The sequence below is a fragment of the Vibrio sp. MarTm2 genome (assembly GCF_027587055.1).
GTDB lineage: Bacteria > Pseudomonadota > Gammaproteobacteria > Enterobacterales > Vibrionaceae > Vibrio > Vibrio sinaloensis_D.
This window is the reverse complement of record NZ_JAPPTK010000004.1, coordinates 1-17,246: the sequence shown is the minus strand read 5'-3', so window position 1 is coordinate 17,246 and position 17,246 is coordinate 1. Positions and strand designations below refer to the sequence as shown.

At 43.9% G+C, this 17,246-nt stretch carries 10 protein-coding genes and 6 pseudogenes; 8 read left to right on the top strand and 8 right to left on the bottom strand.

Translation table 11 applies throughout. From position 1 onward, the window contains the following. Positions 1-36 precede the first annotated feature (36 nt). Both OH458_RS10495 and OH458_RS10490 read left to right on the top strand, forming a co-directional pair. Positions 37-2,874, top strand: a complete 2,838-nt coding sequence (locus tag OH458_RS10495; protein WP_443088508.1) for an FAD-binding and (Fe-S)-binding domain-containing protein — start codon at positions 37-39, stop codon at positions 2,872-2,874. A 155-nt stretch (positions 2,875-3,029) separates the two neighbouring features. Further along, on the top strand, positions 3,030-3,818 hold the full coding sequence (locus tag OH458_RS10490) for a PhzF family phenazine biosynthesis protein (protein WP_269978291.1): 789 nt from the start codon (positions 3,030-3,032) through the stop codon (positions 3,816-3,818). A gap of 399 nt (positions 3,819-4,217) precedes the next feature. On the opposite strand, the gene OH458_RS10485 is transcribed toward OH458_RS10490, so the two are convergent. Beyond that, positions 4,218-4,718 (bottom strand): lysozyme inhibitor LprI family protein, encoded by a 501-nt coding sequence (locus tag OH458_RS10485; RefSeq protein WP_269978290.1) that lies wholly within the window; start codon positions 4,716-4,718, stop codon positions 4,218-4,220. Between the two features lie 129 nt (positions 4,719-4,847). Continuing rightward, the gene (locus tag OH458_RS10480) at positions 4,848-5,444 is read right to left on the bottom strand and encodes a chromosome partitioning protein ParA (protein ID WP_269978289.1); all 597 of its coding nucleotides are present in this window, start codon (positions 5,442-5,444) and stop codon (positions 4,848-4,850) included. Positions 5,445-5,919: 475 nt separating this feature from the next. Between OH458_RS10480 and OH458_RS10475 the strand changes: the two are divergent. Then, positions 5,920-6,210: pseudogene (locus OH458_RS10475) on the top strand (arginine deiminase-related protein); the annotation flags it as partial. Positions 6,211-6,243: 33 nt separating this feature from the next. Here the strand turns inward: OH458_RS10475 and OH458_RS10470 are convergent. Continuing rightward, positions 6,244-6,948, bottom strand: a complete 705-nt coding sequence (locus OH458_RS10470; protein WP_443088514.1) for a hypothetical protein — start codon at positions 6,946-6,948, stop codon at positions 6,244-6,246. Positions 6,949-7,181: 233 nt separating this feature from the next. On the opposite strand from OH458_RS10470, the gene OH458_RS10465 reads away from it, so the two are divergent. From OH458_RS10465 to OH458_RS10455, 4 genes and pseudogenes are all read left to right on the top strand, one after another. Beyond that, complete coding sequence (locus OH458_RS10465) at positions 7,182-7,319, top strand: hypothetical protein (protein WP_269978288.1); 138 nt, start codon at positions 7,182-7,184, stop codon at positions 7,317-7,319. 129 nt (positions 7,320-7,448) lie between these two features. Continuing rightward, a pseudogene (locus tag OH458_RS22085) lies at positions 7,449-7,574 on the top strand (IS4 family transposase); the annotation flags it as partial. After that, positions 7,552-7,803 (top strand): annotated as a pseudogene (locus OH458_RS10460) (SPASM domain-containing protein); the annotation flags it as partial. The pseudogenes OH458_RS22085 and OH458_RS10460, both read left to right, overlap by 23 nt. Positions 7,804-8,021: 218 nt before the next feature. Further along, positions 8,022-9,524, top strand: coding sequence for an arylsulfatase (locus OH458_RS10455; protein ID WP_269978287.1), 1,503 nt, complete (start codon positions 8,022-8,024; stop codon positions 9,522-9,524). 58 nt (positions 9,525-9,582) lie between these two features. Here the strand turns inward: OH458_RS10455 and OH458_RS10450 are convergent. The 5 genes and pseudogenes from OH458_RS10450 to OH458_RS10430 all read right to left on the bottom strand — a co-directional run bounded on the left by OH458_RS10450 (position 9,583) and on the right by OH458_RS10430 (position 14,957). Beyond that, a pseudogene (locus tag OH458_RS10450) lies at positions 9,583-10,153 on the bottom strand (TetR/AcrR family transcriptional regulator). Positions 10,154-10,224: 71 nt separating this feature from the next. After that, positions 10,225-12,489: a multiheme c-type cytochrome gene (locus OH458_RS10445; protein WP_269978286.1), complete on the bottom strand. Its 2,265-nt coding sequence runs from the start codon at positions 12,487-12,489 to the stop codon at positions 10,225-10,227. 297 nt (positions 12,490-12,786) lie between these two features. Continuing rightward, positions 12,787-12,984 (bottom strand): annotated as a pseudogene (locus OH458_RS10440) (ISAs1 family transposase); the annotation flags it as partial. Positions 12,985-13,273: 289 nt separating this feature from the next. Beyond that, a pseudogene (locus tag OH458_RS10435) lies at positions 13,274-13,871 on the bottom strand (tyrosine-type recombinase/integrase). A 177-nt stretch (positions 13,872-14,048) separates the two neighbouring features. Then, positions 14,049-14,957, bottom strand: coding sequence for a LysR substrate-binding domain-containing protein (locus OH458_RS10430; protein ID WP_269978285.1), 909 nt, complete (start codon positions 14,955-14,957; stop codon positions 14,049-14,051). A gap of 471 nt (positions 14,958-15,428) precedes the next feature. Here OH458_RS10430 and OH458_RS10425 point away from each other — a divergent pair, with 471 nt between their 5' ends. After that, complete coding sequence (locus OH458_RS10425) at positions 15,429-16,514, top strand: threonine aldolase family protein (RefSeq protein ID WP_269978284.1); 1,086 nt, start codon at positions 15,429-15,431, stop codon at positions 16,512-16,514. Positions 16,515-17,246 lie beyond the last annotated feature (732 nt).

The window sequence follows — 17,246 nt, the reverse complement described above, 5'->3', positions numbered from 1 at the left end:
ACGCCCTACCCGTGACATCAGCACAAGGAAGCAATGATGGCCAACACAATTTCGAAAGCCACTTACGAGCAACTTGAAGCCTTGCTTGCTCTACAAATTGACCCCGAACGCATTGTTACCCAAGAAGCAAAGCGTTTAGCTTACGGCACCGATGCGAGTTTTTATCGCTTGGTGCCGCAAATCGTTTTACGCCTTAAAGATCTCAGCGAAGTCATCTACGCGATACAAAGCTGTCGAGAACTAGGCGTCCACTTTACCTTCCGTGCTGCAGGGACGAGTTTGTCTGGTCAAGCGGTCTCGGATTCCGTCCTAATCACTCTCACCGATGATTGGCGTGGACACAATATTGTTGACGATGGCAATAAAATCATTCTTCAGCCGGGGGTTATTGGCGCCGATGCAAATAAATACTTGGCGCCTTTCAAGCGCAAAATCGGCCCCGATCCTGCGTCTATAAACACCTGTAAGATTGGTGGCATTGCAGCCAACAATGCCAGTGGGATGTGTTGTGGAACCGCGCAAAACTCCTATCGAACGGTCGACAGTATCAAAGTGGTTTTCGCCGACGGCACCTTGCTCGACACCTCAAGCAAAGCCAGTATCAATGCCTTTAAAGTGACCCGCCCTGACATTTATCAAGGGCTTTCAAATCTTGTAGTGCAAACGCAAAGCAATGCAGAGCTCACTGAGCGTATTCGACATAAATATCGATTGAAAAACACCACGGGCTACGCACTCAACGCATTGGTCGACTATAGTGACCCCATCGAAGTGTTGGAACATTTGCTTATCGGCTCTGAAGGCACGTTAGGGTTTATCGCCGAGATCACCTACAACACGGTCATCGAGCACGAGTTTAAAGCCTCAGCATTGCTGGTGTTCGCCGATATCGAAGAAGCAAGCCGAGCCGTTGCCACATTGGCGAAAACGCCAGTCGCAGCCGTCGAGTTGATGGATGGTCGAGCACTGCGTTCAGTCGCAGACAAACCCGGCATGCCTGAATTTATGCCAAATTTGGATATTGAGGCCGCAGCACTCTTGGTCGAAACGCATGCCAGCTCTCAAGGAGAATTAGATAGCCAGTGTGAAGCCATTTTAGGCTCACTCAGTGAGTACTCGATCATTGAGTCGGTTCCCTTTACCACGGATGCCAAGACCGTCGCGACACTGTGGGGAATTCGCAAAGGCATGTTCCCAGCCGTCGGCGCTGTTCGTGAAGTCGGCACCACCGTTATCATTGAAGATGTCGCATTCCCTGTAGAGAATCTCGCCAATGGCGTTCGAGATCTACAGGCACTGTTCGATAAGTATCACTACAGCGAAGCCATCATTTTTGGCCACGCACTTGAAGGGAACTTGCATTTCGTCTTCACCCAAGGATTTGACTCACAAGAGGAAATTGATCGCTATGGCGGATTCATGGACGATGTCGCTGACCTTGTCGCTGTCAAATATCAAGGCTCATTGAAAGCAGAACATGGCACAGGCCGTAACATGGCGCCTTATGTCGAGCTTGAATGGGGCAAAGATGGCTACGCACTGATGCAGCAAATTAAAAAGCTGTTCGACCCTGAAGGATTACTCAACCCTGGCGTAATCATCAATGACAACCCACATTCACATATTGAGAATTTAAAACCGATGCCGGCAGCCGACGACATTGTTGATCGCTGTATTGAATGTGGTTTCTGTGAACCGGTTTGCCCTTCCCGCACGCTTACCTTATCACCAAGGCAACGTATTGTGCTTTATCGAGAGCTACAACGCAGAAAAGCAGCAGGAGAAACCGTTACCGCAAGTGAATTAGAAAAAGTCTTCGAGTACCAAGGGCTCGATACTTGCGCGGCAACTGGGCTTTGTGCTGACCGCTGTCCGGTGGGTATCAACACGGGTGATTTGGTCAAACAACTGCGCACCGCGAAGTACAAAAAGTTTACGCCAATTGCCAAGTGGACTGCGGATCATTTTTCAACCACTACAACACTGACTCGCGCCTCTCTCAAAGCCAACCAAATTGCGGTGAAAGTAATAGGTGAAAATGGTGTCTCTAAGTTGACCAATGGCGTTCGGAGCCTCACCAAGAACAAAACCCCGATTTGGTTCCCTGAGACACCTCAATCAAACAGCCATAATCTAGAAAAGTCTTTGGAACTGCTGGTTAAGTCCGACAAAAAAGTGGTGTATGTCCCTTCTTGTGCCTCTCGCACTATGGGGCAACAAACTAATGCTTCTGATCAGCGCAGCTTAACTGAAGTGACAATGTCACTCATTAAGAAGGCTGGATTTGAAATTATCATCCCTGAAGGTATTCATGACCAGTGCTGTGGAATGCCCTTTGACAGCAAAGGCATGACAGATATCGCCACGCAAAAAGCGGCTCAGTTAGAGCAAGCGCTCTGGGAAGCAAGCTACGAAGGCGAATATCCTGTTCTCATGGACACCAGTCCTTGCGCTAAACGCAGCATCGATAACTTTACTAAACCGCTGGAAATACTTGAGCCTACAGGTTTTGTTTCTAAGTATCTGCTGCCTCATTTAGAGATCAAACCGATCAATGAGACCGTGATGCTGCATGTCACATGCAGCTCTAGGAAAATGGGATTGGAAAACAGCATGTTGACCCTGGCTCAGCGCTGCGCCAGCCACGTCGTGGTACCTGAGCATATTGCTTGTTGTGGATGGGCTGGAGACAAGGGTTTCACTACGCCAGAGCTCAATGCGGCGGCGGTTCATCCACTCAAAGAGCAAGTGCCTGAGAACTGTCATCGTGGCTTTAGTAACAGCCGAACCTGTGAAATTGGTCTATCGCATCATAGCGGTATCCCATACCAGTCGATTCTTTACCTAGTGGATGAGGCCAGCGTGCCACAATAGTTCTATATCACTCCCAAACCTAACTGGAGAGTTTGTACGCAGAGTATGATTTGAGAAGATCTATCTCGCAACTCTCCAGTTATCTCACCCTTGCTATGTAACAAAAGTTATTATTAATCAAATAGAAAGTTTTGATACGCCAGTAAGGAAGATCTATGGAATTCGAACTATTTGTGTGTGATACCTTCACTCAAGAAAGATTTAAAGGTAATCCCGCGGCTGTTGTCCCACTCACCGATTGGCTGAGTGACGACATGATGCTCAAAATCGCCCAAGAGAACAACCTGTCTGAAACCGCCTTTATTAAACAAATCGCCATCGACCACCATGAGATCCGTTGGTTTTCTCCTATTTGCGAGATCGAGTTTTGCGGTCATGCGACGCTCGCCTCTGCGTTTACCTTGTTTCATTTCTTCAATGCTGGCGAGCGAATTGTCTTTGAAACACGCTTTGTTGGACCAATCGAAGTCGAAAAGGATCGAGCGGGCCGAATTCTGATGGACTTCCCACACCAAATGCCGAGCGCCACTGAGGCACCTGTAGCACTTCTAGAAGGGCTCTCTATCCCGCCTCTACACGTTATGAAAAACCCACAAGCCTACTTTGTGTTTTACGACAACGAACAAGATGTGCTGGACTTAAGAACCAAAAGCGACTTCCTGACGCAGCTAGCCCCTTACGATGTTGTTGCAACCGCGCCCTCCAAAGATTATGACTTTGTTTCTCGCTACTTTTGGCCTGCCAATGGCGGCGACGAAGACCCTGTTACTGGCTCGATTCACTCTGGATTGGCACCGTATTGGTCCGAAAAGCTTGCTAAGGATCACATGATCGCCTACCAGGCATCTAAACGCGGCGGCACACTTTACTGCCATGTTTCACCTGAAAAAGCGACCATAGGTGGCGACGCCGTACTCTACTCTCGAGGCAAATTTTACATCTAAGCCTTAGCCTTTGGGTGTCTCATGCTAACTACATATTGCTGCGTTTTGGTGGATTTTAAAAGGCACCCTAAATCGCCGAATAGGCAACCTTTCTCACCGGTACACCTTTAAAAAAACAACTTACGCTTCTTTGCCACCTATCGACAAGATAGTGTTCATAGATTCGATAACATTCGTCGTGTAAGTAGCCTTACGGATGTCTTGACGGTACTCATCTCCATGGTATGCAGTTTTAATATCGTGTCACCCATCGACCGAGAATGGGGTTGATGGCTATATACGAGTAGAGGCTCAAAAGTAGTATCACGAACTCTTGCTTATCCACATTGTTTTCTCTAGTCTTTAAGGCTTAAACCTCGAATTGCACAGATTGCGCTACCCAGCACCACTCATTTCTGGTTACTCTTCGCAGTAAGTTGTGTTTGGTCGCGTGGCATCGCAGATAATGCCTCCCCACTGATAGGCCGTTTTTCCAGATACCAGCACCTTGAACCAAGGGTAGCCGTTCCAATAAGCAGCTTCTTCTTCCAAGATAACGATCGCCTGCCTCTCATAGGTTGAGCCTACTTGCTCTGACTCTAATGTCGGTGATTCACGAAGGACGCCACCCCAAGAAAAGGCAAACGACTCTATCGCTTTTAAGGTTGTGAGTCGCTCTAAGCTTCGTTCCTTAAGGCAGTCAAAACTGTACTCACACTCGTTTCTCTCTGTTACCCACGCAATCTGCACTTGGCGTAGAGTCTGTTTGTCTTTCTCTAAAGCGGCGTCGCTAAGCGATTGACGATACTGTTTGGCGATCAATCGATCCAGGCTAGAGAGTTCTTGACTACCGCAAATGACGTGCTCTGCTACATGGCTGGCGTTGTCACAGTTATAACTCGGCTCCGCGTTGGCGAGCATAGGAAAGGCCCCTATCAATAGAGCGGACAAAGATTGGGATAATCAGTAAATCATCGCCTTGTATTTTGCATGTATTCGTTAAAAGGGGCACCAGGGAAGAAGCTTGCTAGCAGACTGAGTTTGATTAATCTATTCACAGTGCTTTGCCTCAGAATCGAGTGAAGTAAAGGCTAAGCCACTTAATACCTTATTGTAAGTGAGGTAAGCCATTGTTCTGGATTTGGTATTGTACGTGAGTGCAGTAATGGTTCGCGAAGTATTTATCGCGTCATCTAGAGGGATACCAACGTAGTCTTTACAGGCAATAACTATGTCATATTTACGAGCAATTTCGTAAGCTTTGCGCTTATTTTCGCGAGTTTTTTCACTATAGTCATGACTCAGAATTTCTTGAGAGTATCTGGCGTTCTGCTTAATTGCCCTTCTCTCTGGTTCTGATATCTGCAGCGCATCAATGAAAGCTTCAATATCATCGCGAATACCATCCTCATTTGCATCGACACCCACTAATGAGTCGCTGCGATCGAGCAATGGTTCAAACTTGTCATAGAGAATACCTAGCTGGTCATCAATCGTAGGTTGAGATTTTAACTGATCTATCAGCTGAGGCGTCAGTTCTATATCGGCTGTACTGGGCACGACAGGTTCCGATACACTCCCCCCTCCTCCACTAGAGCTATTACAACCAGAAAGAACAAGCATTAAGAGTAAAGAGAGCTTTTTCATGACATACCAATCGATTGTTCGATGAAGATTGAGTGCAAAATATAACCTCGCTCTATGTAATGTCAATAAGAGCAAGTACAAATGATATGGTGTGTAAACTTTAATAAATAATTGATTAAAAACCACAATGCGGACTTCACACTATATAGCACCTTTCTCAATCCATCAGTCCGCCATAAATCGATACCATAATGAAGATTTAGGTGCTAGTCCTGCTGAAGTTTTGGGGACGACAGAGAATGAACAACTGCAAGACGATCTGTTCTATATAGCGGGCCTTTTCAAGTCTGAAAGCACACTACAAGGTTTAATTTTTCAAGCGGACGACTCGTAATTGTAAAACGCACTCCGTTTGTAATGGACAAAGATGTGTCAGTGAATTAGCTAAATTAGAAGGTTATGAATAACTGGAACTAAGGTAAAGCTACTTAGTTCAGTGAGCAGTTTCGATGGTTAATTTTTTGTAGTAGCCTTAAAGTTTGAACGTCGTTTTGTCCTTAAATCCTTGGCGAAATATAAGCAAATCATCTCGTTCTCAATTGAACAGATGAACCGCTTCTACGGCAATATTCTGTAATTGGAGACAGTCAACGGAGACAAAGTTATTGCCATGTCGCAATCGGCGTTCGATGCCTTTTCACCGGCTCAGAGAGCTCAGCTTTCGACTGCTTACTTTCGATGTTCGTACGATTGAAGACATCGGTGCGGTAGTGCGCGCTGCATGCTTGGCGAAGTTTTCTTACCTAAGCGAGTCAACGTGTTGTGATGTATAAGTGAGAGCAAATGCTCTCCCTTCTTATTAGAATTGAACAGCCCAACCAACTAGAAAGCCTTGGGAAGCAGTATTGTAGGCAAAACCATCACCGTTATCGTAATCCACCCAAGTGGATTTATAAGCAAGGTTAAGATCCGACCAGCTGTTTATTCGGTAGCGCACACCTGTTAGCACTGAGCTTGTAAAATCTGTGTCGCTTCCAAGTCCGACATCTACGCTCGCGTGAAAATGCCAATCTTCACTAAGCGAGTTCGTCCACCGAATGCCAACCAGATAATCTATCCAGTCTTCATCGAGCGATTTTGCTTTGTCTAGAGCACCTCCCTGTGTATAGAGTTTGGCGTCGATGTCATTGTCCCACCAACGGATCCCAGCCATATAGTCTATAGATCCAATCTGATACTCAAGGCGCTTGAACCCTTTGGCTTCAAGCACACCTTGGCGGATGCCTACGTTTCCTTTCAATAATTCTAAATTAGTGTCCAACACTGCATCGGAGTCACCACTGAGCTTCATAAAGCTGTAATCAACGTAGTAACCCCATTGATTGGTGTAGATGCCTTCAAGGCGTAGCATTGCTCCCATATCGATATGATCCATGATGAAAGCAGGATCAATATCTACATCAGTGGAGAGGTCTCCAATTCGGCTGTCTCCCCGAATGTTCAATGCCAATGCATATATCTCCATGCTGTGTCGCCATTGTGAATGCGCTTCTGCTTCTGATATATCGCTAGCATCAGCAGAACATGCAGCCCAAAGTATACCGAGACAAAAAATATTCCTTTTTTCCACCTGCTACTACCCTCTTATGTGAGTGTTGACTCATATATTTAAGGTAGTTCATATTTGTAGGACTGATCAGAAAAACCCCTTTTTGTGTAAAAACCTCTGGCAGTAATGAAATAGCTTATCAGCGAGTTCTTGGATTTTTGCGTGAGTTCCAAGTTCGTATTGGAGTGATGCAACGTTTTAGCCAGTGGAGTTTCGATGATTCGATTAAGCAGGAGATAGCTCAAGCGATAGAAAATGACATCAGTTTCCAGTTTTGTCCAATGACCTCTCAAGCTATTGCCAACATCATTGAAGGTGCCGTTTAGCTACGTGCTTACGAATCCCCTCATAATTTCTATATAAAACAATGAGTAGACGCACGTCGCTCATACTGAACTAATGAATTTCGCCAAAACACACACCTGATTAAATGGATTTAATAGGGAGCCCTAACGATGCGCGACATTCAAATTCTGCAGCAAACTATTGAGAATCAATGCCCTGAAATTCACAAAAAACGACCTAGATCTCTGATACTTGAAACCAAAACGGTTCTTGATGGCTCTTTCCTCACGCCAACAGGCTTTTGGATTTGGTAAACAAAAATCACTGCCAAAGCAATGCGTACAATGTGAGTTTAAGTTTGCCTGCCATGATGAGTGTCCTAAGAATCGTATTATTAAGACACGTGATGGTGAAGACGGTCTGAACTACTTATGCACTGGCTGGCTAAGGCTCTTTAAGCATGTGGATCCGACCATTCGAGCGCGACTTACTGTTAATGGTATCAATGCTTCAAGTAAGAAATAAACCTTACTTATGCAACTTGTTTATTTTTCTTTGTCAACTAAGCTTAAATCGAAATACACGAGAGTAACTGTATGAAAATTCAACGTGCTTTGGCTCGTTGTTACATCAACCTCGCATCAAGCTGGTACCTGAAAGCTAATCAATAGCTAGATGAAGTGCTCTAGAAGGGGTATGGCACATCGAGGTTCTTATAACAAGAAATTGAATGAGGACGACATATGAAAAGGATGTTTCACCTTCTTATATTGAGTGTTTTGGCTACTTGGTCGGCTTTGAGCGCTGCAGCCCAAGAGCAGCCAAATATTTTTGTCATCTTTACTGATGATATTGGTATTTCTAACGTCAGTGCTTATCACAATGGGGTGATGAGCAGCCAAACTCCAAATATAGATAGCATTGCAGAAAATGGAATGATGCTAACGGATTATTACGCTCAGCCGTCTTGTACCGCTGGGCGTTCTGCTTTTCTAACCGGGCAGTTTCCTGTGCGAACCGGTATGCACACCGTTGGCTTGCCTGGAGGGCCGGTAGGTCTGCATGCGGATACTCCAACGTTACCTGAGATATTGAAAACGATGGGCTATGTGACTGGCCAGTTTGGTAAGAACCATCTTGGTGACAGAGACGAGTTTCTACCTACGATGCACGGTTTTGATGAGTATTGGGGTTGGCTATATCACCTAAACGCCATGGAATACACCGAAGACCCTGATTGGCCAACCGATCCTGCGTTTCAGAAGTTTGCGCCTCGTAACGTGATTCATGCAAAATCTGATGGCAAAGGGAAGCAAACCATTAAAGATGATGGGCCACTGACGATCGAACGGATGAGAACTCTTGATGACGAAGTGAATAAGCACGCTATCGACTTCATTGAAAGAGCGGTTAAGGCCGATAAACCTTTCTTTACGTGGTATTGCCCTTCGAGAGGCCATGTGTGGACGCATCTGTCGCCAGAGTATGAAGCCATGCTTGGAAAAAATGGTTGGGGGCTGCAAGAAGTGGTCATGAAAGATCTCGATGACCATGTAGGAGAAATGTTTGCCAAGTTAGAAGAGCTCGGGGTAGCAGACAATACTATCGTGATATTCACCGCGGATAACGGCCCTGAGATCATGACGTGGCCTGATGGCGGTATGACACCATTCCACGGTGAGAAAGGGACCACTTGGGAAGGGGGCGTTAGAGCACCTGCTTTAGTCAGCTGGCCAGACAAAATCCCAGCAGGCTCTGTGAACAACGGCATATTTGATGGCATGGATTGGTTACCAACGCTAGTCGCTGCAGCGGGTGGCCCTACCGACCTCAAACAAAAACTACTGAAAGGCCACGATGGCTTCAAGGCCCACCTTGATGGTTACAACCAATTGGATATGCTCACGAAAGATAGCCAATCGAATCGAAATGAAATTTTCTATTATGAGCGTGACAAACTTCAGGCGGTTCGAGTTGGTGATTGGAAAGCTCACTTTGTGGTTCAGAATCATGGATGGAGTGGACCAAAAGAAGAGTTAAATGCCCCTTTGCTCTTTAACCTTCGCCGAGACCCTTACGAAAGGGCAGCGGAAGAATCTGGGATGTACCTAAAGTGGATGGGGCAAAAAATGTGGGCATTTGGTCCTGCTCAGGCAGCAGTGCAGCAACACTTAGCGACCTTTAAAGAGTGGCCGCCTCTCACTCCGGAAATGCCAGCTACAAATAATGGTGGTGTGGGTAACTAACCTAAAGCACCAACGAAAAGGGCCCGCATCGCGGGCCCTTTGCTATATGGGAGCTAGTCTAGCTAATTGAGGAAATCGTTTCTTGCATGGCCGTATCTAGAATCGCGCGATTTCTTTGCATTGCCGCCATGAGGGTAGAGCCAAGCCATAGACCATAAAGTGTGCGAGACAGCGCTTTAGGATCGGCGATATTAAAGTCGTCATCTTCATTTCCTTCAATAAACAGATCTGCCATTCACTGGATGATTTTCTCGGCACCCTCCGACATTGTGGACTGCATTTGGTTGGAAGTGCCTGAAATCTCACCTGCCAGTTTGACGACCAAGCACTGAATTTGGAAAGTCGTCCGTTGGCTTGGAGTTGCTCCAGAACGTGAAGTACTCAATCACTCTTTGTTGGCGAGTCATTGTCTCATCACTTAAGTAACCATCTAATATCGATAAGTGACTATCAAAGCAATCCCCAAGTAGGATTTCGCCAAAATGCTCTTTCGATTTGAAATAGTGGTAAAAAGAACCTTTTGTGCCTCCTGCCTCGTTGATGATCTTCATAAGCCCAACACCGGCAAACCCATGTTCATTAATCAGCTTGAAACCAGCATCCAACATGGCTTGACGCATATCTTTCATTGGTTATTACTCTCTAAATAACATAGTCTAGATAGTATATAAACCGCTTGGTCTAGTGACGACAAGTAATTTCACTTAACTACATTTGAAGGTGAATGTAACTTAGCCTTCAGCTGAGAAATTACATCGTCGGGGGCGAAAGGTGCAAGCTTATTGATACAGGCTTGTGCGGTTTTCAACTTGTGCCTAACTTGCAGATCGCAGCGCGCATATAGGTGATTTGGGTCTTGGCTTAGGCTGTGAGCTTTGGCAAGTGCGGAATCAGCTTGCGTCAGGCTCGATTGCTCAAGTGAAAGCCCATAAACCAGCCAGTATTGTGCGTTCTCAGGCTCAGCGACTGTGGCTTGCTTAAAGTAGCTGACGGCCTCACTCTTGTTCTTCTGCCGTATCAAAGATAGTCCGATGGAGTACATGAATACTCCAGATGAAGGTTGAGCATTGAGTCCTTGCTTGAGTACGTTTAACGCCAATTCCTCTTTTCCCGCTGACTTGTATAAATCGGCTAAGTTGATATAGCTGTTAGGGTAGTAGGGTTCAATTTCTATAGCAGAGGTGTAAGACGTAATGGCTTTATCAAGCTTTCCTTGTGCGCGATAGACGTTGCCAAGATTGGTTCTTCCAAAGCCTCTATCGCTGTTATAAATCTGAATACTTAAATACTCTTCAAGTGCCGGCTCAATACGCTGTTTCTGAGCTATTGTCATGGATTGCCAATGTTTGGCTAAAGCCCCTGCCGCCTCTGTCCGAACAGCATAAACAGAATCCTCCAATAAAGGCGCCAATAGCTGCCATTTCTGATCGAAAGGATAGTTGATTGCTCCTTGAACCGCGCCTAACCTAATGAGCTCGTTCTGGTGTTTCGTTGCTCGCGCTAATGCCACTAGGCTATTTTGTCCTGGATGATTGGCTATGCGTTGTAATGCTGAGGCTCGAATAATGGCACTTTCCCCTGAGTTCTGGGCAACATATGACAGTGCGTTTCCGGCACTATTATGATTGATGGCCGAGGCATAAAAGGCGAGCGAAAAGTGTCGTGGGTTTCGATGCTCTGAGTTTGGAAACCATTTCTCCAAAGCACTATTGGCCCATTGATCGGTTTTATCCTCGTGACAGCTCGTACAAACGTTCGGTGTACCGATGTTCATAGAAAGATCGGGCCTTGGGATTTGCCAACTATGGTCACGTCGGGGGTCAACTTGCATATAAGTCGTTTCCGGCATGTGACACGTCGTGCACTTTGATGCCTCGCTGTTGGGTAAGTGGAAAGTGTGCTTATCTGAGCCGTATTCTTGTGGAGAGTGGCACTGAGCGCAGACTGTTTCCTCTGGTATTTTCAATTTTGCATTGTGCGGGTCGTGACAATTGGTACAACTGACTCCTTTTTCTGCCATTTTTGACTGCAGAAATGATCCGTAGACGTAGTTCTCATCATGTATCTGACCATCATGATGATACAGTTCAGGGGTTATAGTACTTAGCAAGTAGCGGTCTAGAAAATTGCCGGAGACATGATCGTTACTTTCGCTAAGCTGAACTCGTCGGCTATGGCATTGCGCGCACACCGCCATTTGATCGGTATCTTCAATAGCAAGAGGCTGAGCAGTTGAACTGCCTTCTTTAATAACCCACTCTTTTACCGCTTTTGATAGATCACGGTCGAAGCCAAAGTGCGCTTGTGATGGTTGATTTGAGTTGGCCCAGTCAAGGTGAGCTTGCCCAGCACCATGGCATGCTTCGCAGCCGACACTGATTTCAGACCACGTTGTTTTATAAGTGTTTGTGTCAGCACTATAGTTTTTTTCAAGATTGGTTGAGTGGCAATCGGCACACATGAAATTCCAATTCTGACCTGTGTTAGTCCAATAAAATTCATCTTTGGGCGTCATATTCGGGTAGAGGTGGAACCATCGCTGTCCACCTTGGTTTTCAGGCCTTGAGTCCCACGCAAAAGGAATCAGTTGGACTCTACCATCCTCGAATTCAACCATATATTGCTGAAGTGGGGTGACGCCAAAAGTGTATTTGATTTGGTAGTCATGCCATTGTCCATCTGGCCCTTGTATGTTGACCAAGAACTGATCATTCAGTGTGAAGAAGCGGTTGACGCTACCTTCAAACTCGAACTTAGTATCATTGAAGTCACCCAATACTGTTTTGGCAGTAGCGTGCTGCATTGCCTGTTGATGGTGAGAACCCTGCCAGGCTTGGAAGGCTTCTTGGTGGCAGTCGGCACAGGCATTGCTTCCAACAAATTGGCTTGCATGGGCAGAGGAAAAGATAGCTGCAATTATATACAGCGTTATAATGGATAAAGTCTTAGCCAGTGACGTGTTCATGAATGTCCTTATTCATTTGATTCGAAGTCTCTGCTTCGTATGACTATGATTATAGACACCATATTGTTTTATATGTTTTTTTTATCTTAAATTTGGTTCTATATGGCGTCGAATCCGATTACAGTTGTTCAACTTGTCGATTATTAATTGGCTCCCTACTAAATAGAGTTCATTTAGACCCATATGCAGTGCCTTCTGAAATCAACAATACACCTTCTAGCCCGACGCTTGGGGGCAATCGTATAAAAGTTGCACCGTTCGAATATTTTTAATTTTTGTAATTTGATGATGCAAAGTACTGATCATATGAATGGTGCTCGCTCTATCTTCGCGATTGTATGAGCCTCGAAGCGTTTTTCGTTCTATTGCAACGACTTGATCTTCGGTAAGATGGTGAATTGATTACATTCAGTTGAGGAAGTACTCATGAAACGGCTCGGGTTCGATCTTAGATATTATGTTAACAATAGTGTCATCAGCAGGAATACCGTTCACGATCGCACCCTGCATATTTCGCTATTCCGAAAAAGACTGTTCGGGATGCTCCGTAATGTACCGTAAATTGACCAACCACCAGTGCTACTTACGAACTATCGGTCTGAATATGCTTATTAGCCTGACTCACTCTTCGAGATATGAACATAACGTTCAGTCAGTAGACTCAAAGAACGCATGAGAAAATCTAACGTAAACTGTCTAGATGATATTAATAAGTGTGTACTGTCTCCAACTCATAATGGGGCACAGGCTTTTCAGAAGAAAAGCCTGTAAAAGATCCTGCCTGTCAGCAGTCTGTTTTCTCAGAAAGCCTCAGAGCGTCTTCTAGCTCAACGCCAAGGTATCGAATTGTGTTATCTAGCTTCGAATGTCCAAGTAAGATCTGTACGACCCTGATGTTTTTCGTTCTGGCATAGATTAAAGTGGCTTTAGTACGGCGCATGGAATGAGTGCCGTAATAGTCAGCATTCAATCCCAGTTTTTCAGCCCAATTTCTGATAATTGAACGGTAGAATGAGTAGCTGATAGGTTGCCCAGATCGTCGGCTGCTCGGGAATAGAAAACTGCTTGCCTCTAGGGATGCTGCAAAAACCCACCTGCTAATACTTTGCTGCGTTCTCGGAGTAATCTCATAGTGGACATCGGTGCCCGTTTTTTTGCTGGATGCACTGAACCCTCTCATAGATAACTCCTTGCGAAGAAACATCGTAAACATGTAGCTTTAGCAAATCACTCGCTCTTAACTTGCTATCTATCGCTAGGTTCAGTAGTGCAAGCTGCATTAGATCGTTTTCAGTCTCCAGCCTAGTTCTAATCCGCCAGATCTCTTCAAGCTTAAATGGCCTTTTGATGCCGCTGCATTTACCAGAAGATAACTTTCTCATGATGACCTCCTCCTAGTGTTTTTGGTCAACATAAAGTTTGGCAATCACATTTAGTAAGGTCAGGAAAAGCAGAAACGTCCCTGGACATAAGCATGTCAGTGCCTTTGCTAATTTAGCTTATGATGAATTATCAGATGTATGGCAAAACCTTCTAGTCAAGTGGCCAAATTCACCGCGCTACTCAGCATTAGATTTTACAGCTGCCTCTTGGTGGAGCCATTGAGTAAATAACTTAATACGATCTCTTCTTGGCGAGCTAGCGTCTGTGCATAAGTTAACCTGCACACCGGGTCTCAAGCCGATATCAAATGGCTTAACAAGTAGCCCCCTGTCCATTAGGTCTCCGGCTAAACTGTCGGTAGCTAGACACACTCCATGTCCTGTCATGACGGTATTTAAAGCCATATCAAATGTATCAACTTCTACCCGCTGATCAGAACTTGCCTCAGCGGATACATTCGCTTGATTAAACCATGACTCCCACGGATAACAGCCAGTACCATAGTATATCAGCCAGCATTTAAGTAAATCTTCCGGCTCACGAAAATGTATGGAATCTGCAAGGAGTGGTGAGCAATAAGGATAGACCGGCTCATTTACCAGTATTTCACTAGTCAGTCCATCTTCCAAACATAAATCTTCACCTTGCATTATTGAGATGTCAACCTCTCCAACTTTTAAGGCGTGTACTTCGTAAGTATTGAGAACTTTCACTGGAATTTCGGGATGACTCAAAGAAAATTTCCACAGCTTGGGCAAGAGCCAGCGCGTAGCAAATGAAGGAGGGCTACCTACAACCAGAGCACCTTCTATAGGTTCAGACTTTATCTGATTCAAACCGCTCAATATAGTATTGAACGCACTGGATACATAAAAGATGAGAGACTGCCCTTCCTGAGTCAGTACCATTTCTCTACCACTGCGGATAAATAGTTTACACGCCAATTGTTCTTCAAGTTGCCTTACTTGTTTACTTACAGCTGCTTGGCTAACAAAGAGCTCTTCTGCCGCTTTGCTAAAACTACTTAACCGGGCAGCAGCTTCAAAATATCGTAGGCCGGAAAGATATCTCAAACGATTGTCCATATAACTCCTAGTTATACCTAATGTGAGTGATAGTTGTTGGATTATATAACCTAGTTTTTTGATAATAATGACAGAATATAGTTTAGAACAAAAGGTGAAGTTATGAAAATTATTAAAAGACTTGGGGTTCTCGTTCATAGAGTGATATTGAGCCCATTGGTTAAAGTTACTAAATATTTTGGATGCTCAGTTAATTATCAGCAAAGTGAAAGCCATATAACTCAGCACATGAAAAAGGATTTAGGTCTCCAGTCAGATCATAAATCTGATTATGACTACACGAGATTTTTATAAACTAATGTAGTTATCAGTGTCTGTACTGTATTAATTAAATAAGGTTGTACCAAATAATCCTTGGTCAAATCCTAATTCATCCTGTTAAAGATGTAGATAACTCGAAAATGTATAGAAGGAAAATTTATATCTAAAGATCCCCTCCTTCAAAAAACTTCAATATTTAAGGAACAGAAAATGTCTTTCGATCTGCGCGAACAATGCAATTTAATTCTTTCAGGGCATTATGAACCAAAACCGTCAGAGATATTCACTAAAATGGCAGAGTGGTGTGAAAAGAATAATGTCTTACATGATGTCTATGGGAAAGGTAAACTCATTCAGAGTTTTGAAAAAAAGATAGCTAAATTATTGGGTTATGAATCCGGCTTGTTTGTAATGACAGGAACACTCACTCAAGTGACTGTACTTGACCTTATCTGTAGAAAGAAAGCTAATATGCTTGTTGGAATGCATGAATCAAGTCATATCATCCGTCATGAATGTGAAAATTATCAACTTCAGCAACGTTTTAGTGTTTCTAAATTGGGTAACCGCTATCAGCCATGGACTTTAGCTGACCTTATTTCCAACCCCGATGAACTTGCAGCTGTATTATATGAATTACCTATGCGTGAAATTGGAGGGCAGTTACTTAGTTGGCCGAAACTCCAAGAGATAAAATCTTACTGTAAACAAAAAAGCATACATTTGCATATGGACGGTGCAAGGCTTTGGGAGTGTGCAGCCTTTTATAACAAACAATATCATGAAATCACTGAGGGTTTTGATACCACTTATGTGTCTCTGTATAAAGGTTTGGGAGGGTTGGGTGGTGCGATCCTGCTAGGAGAGAAAAACTTTATTGAAACTGCTAGTAAATGGATGAAACGACAAGGTGGAGACATCTATCATCGAACACCCTATGTGGTTTCTTCTGCAATGCAGTTTGACCAGAGACTGGCACAAATGCCGGCACTTTTTGAACGTACAAAACAGCTATATTCCATCATCTCAAAGTACTCGAAGTTTTGTTTGAGCCCTGTGCAGCCACAAGCAAATATGTTGCACCTAATTCTTCCAGTCGATTATGAGACGGCGATTCAAGTACGTGATGAACTCGCAATTGAGCAAAAAGTATGGCTTGGCAACCCTAGGGTGACGAGTAATCCACACCAGTCACTTATCGAGTGGTATGTTGGAGATACTCTGCTTAACCTCGATGATTCACACTTGATAGGAATTTTAGACTGGTTAAATCATAGGTTTTCCGATCTTAGCTAGTACAAAAAACCACGGCTCTTGTATGTAAATATTTTATTAAAAACCTTTAGTTATTAAGGAACCAACGCGACTAGCAGAAATCACTAAATGGGACGAGTTAGCGCAGTAACATATATAGGTAAATGTAGAATGATTGGGTGACTTGTATATGCGTACGATTCACTACTTAGAGAATCGATGAGTTGCAATAACTTATGTCTATAAATGTCAATTTTTGCTCATTTTCGATTATTCAGCTCCGATAAATACTAAATTCACAATTTACCCAATTATCACTTTTTTTAAACCCTATATTAACAGTAACTGATTACTATGAAAGTAGATTAAAAATTGACATAATTTATATATGTTTAGATGCGTTGTAGATTTTTTATCTCTATTTATTGAAGTGAAAATTTTACGATTTAAATTAAAGTGGTTTGTTTATCATGTTGTTGATTAGTTTTTCTACTTGTCCTGATTATCAAAGAATATGATTAGTAAAGACTAAATTAAAATGGTGTTTATTAGTTTTTTATCATCTGATAATAGTTTCACATTTAAATGATAAAGGTCAAAATAATTTATTTAACTATAGAAAAGTTAAATTGTTTTTACTTGGACAATTTAGGGGCGCGGCGTTTACAAACAGAATTAGTCCGACTTCACCAAATTAACATGATGTGAATGAGTATTTACTCTGAATCACAATGGGCAAAGGTGTGTTTGCCACGATTAGCTTTAGCACACCTC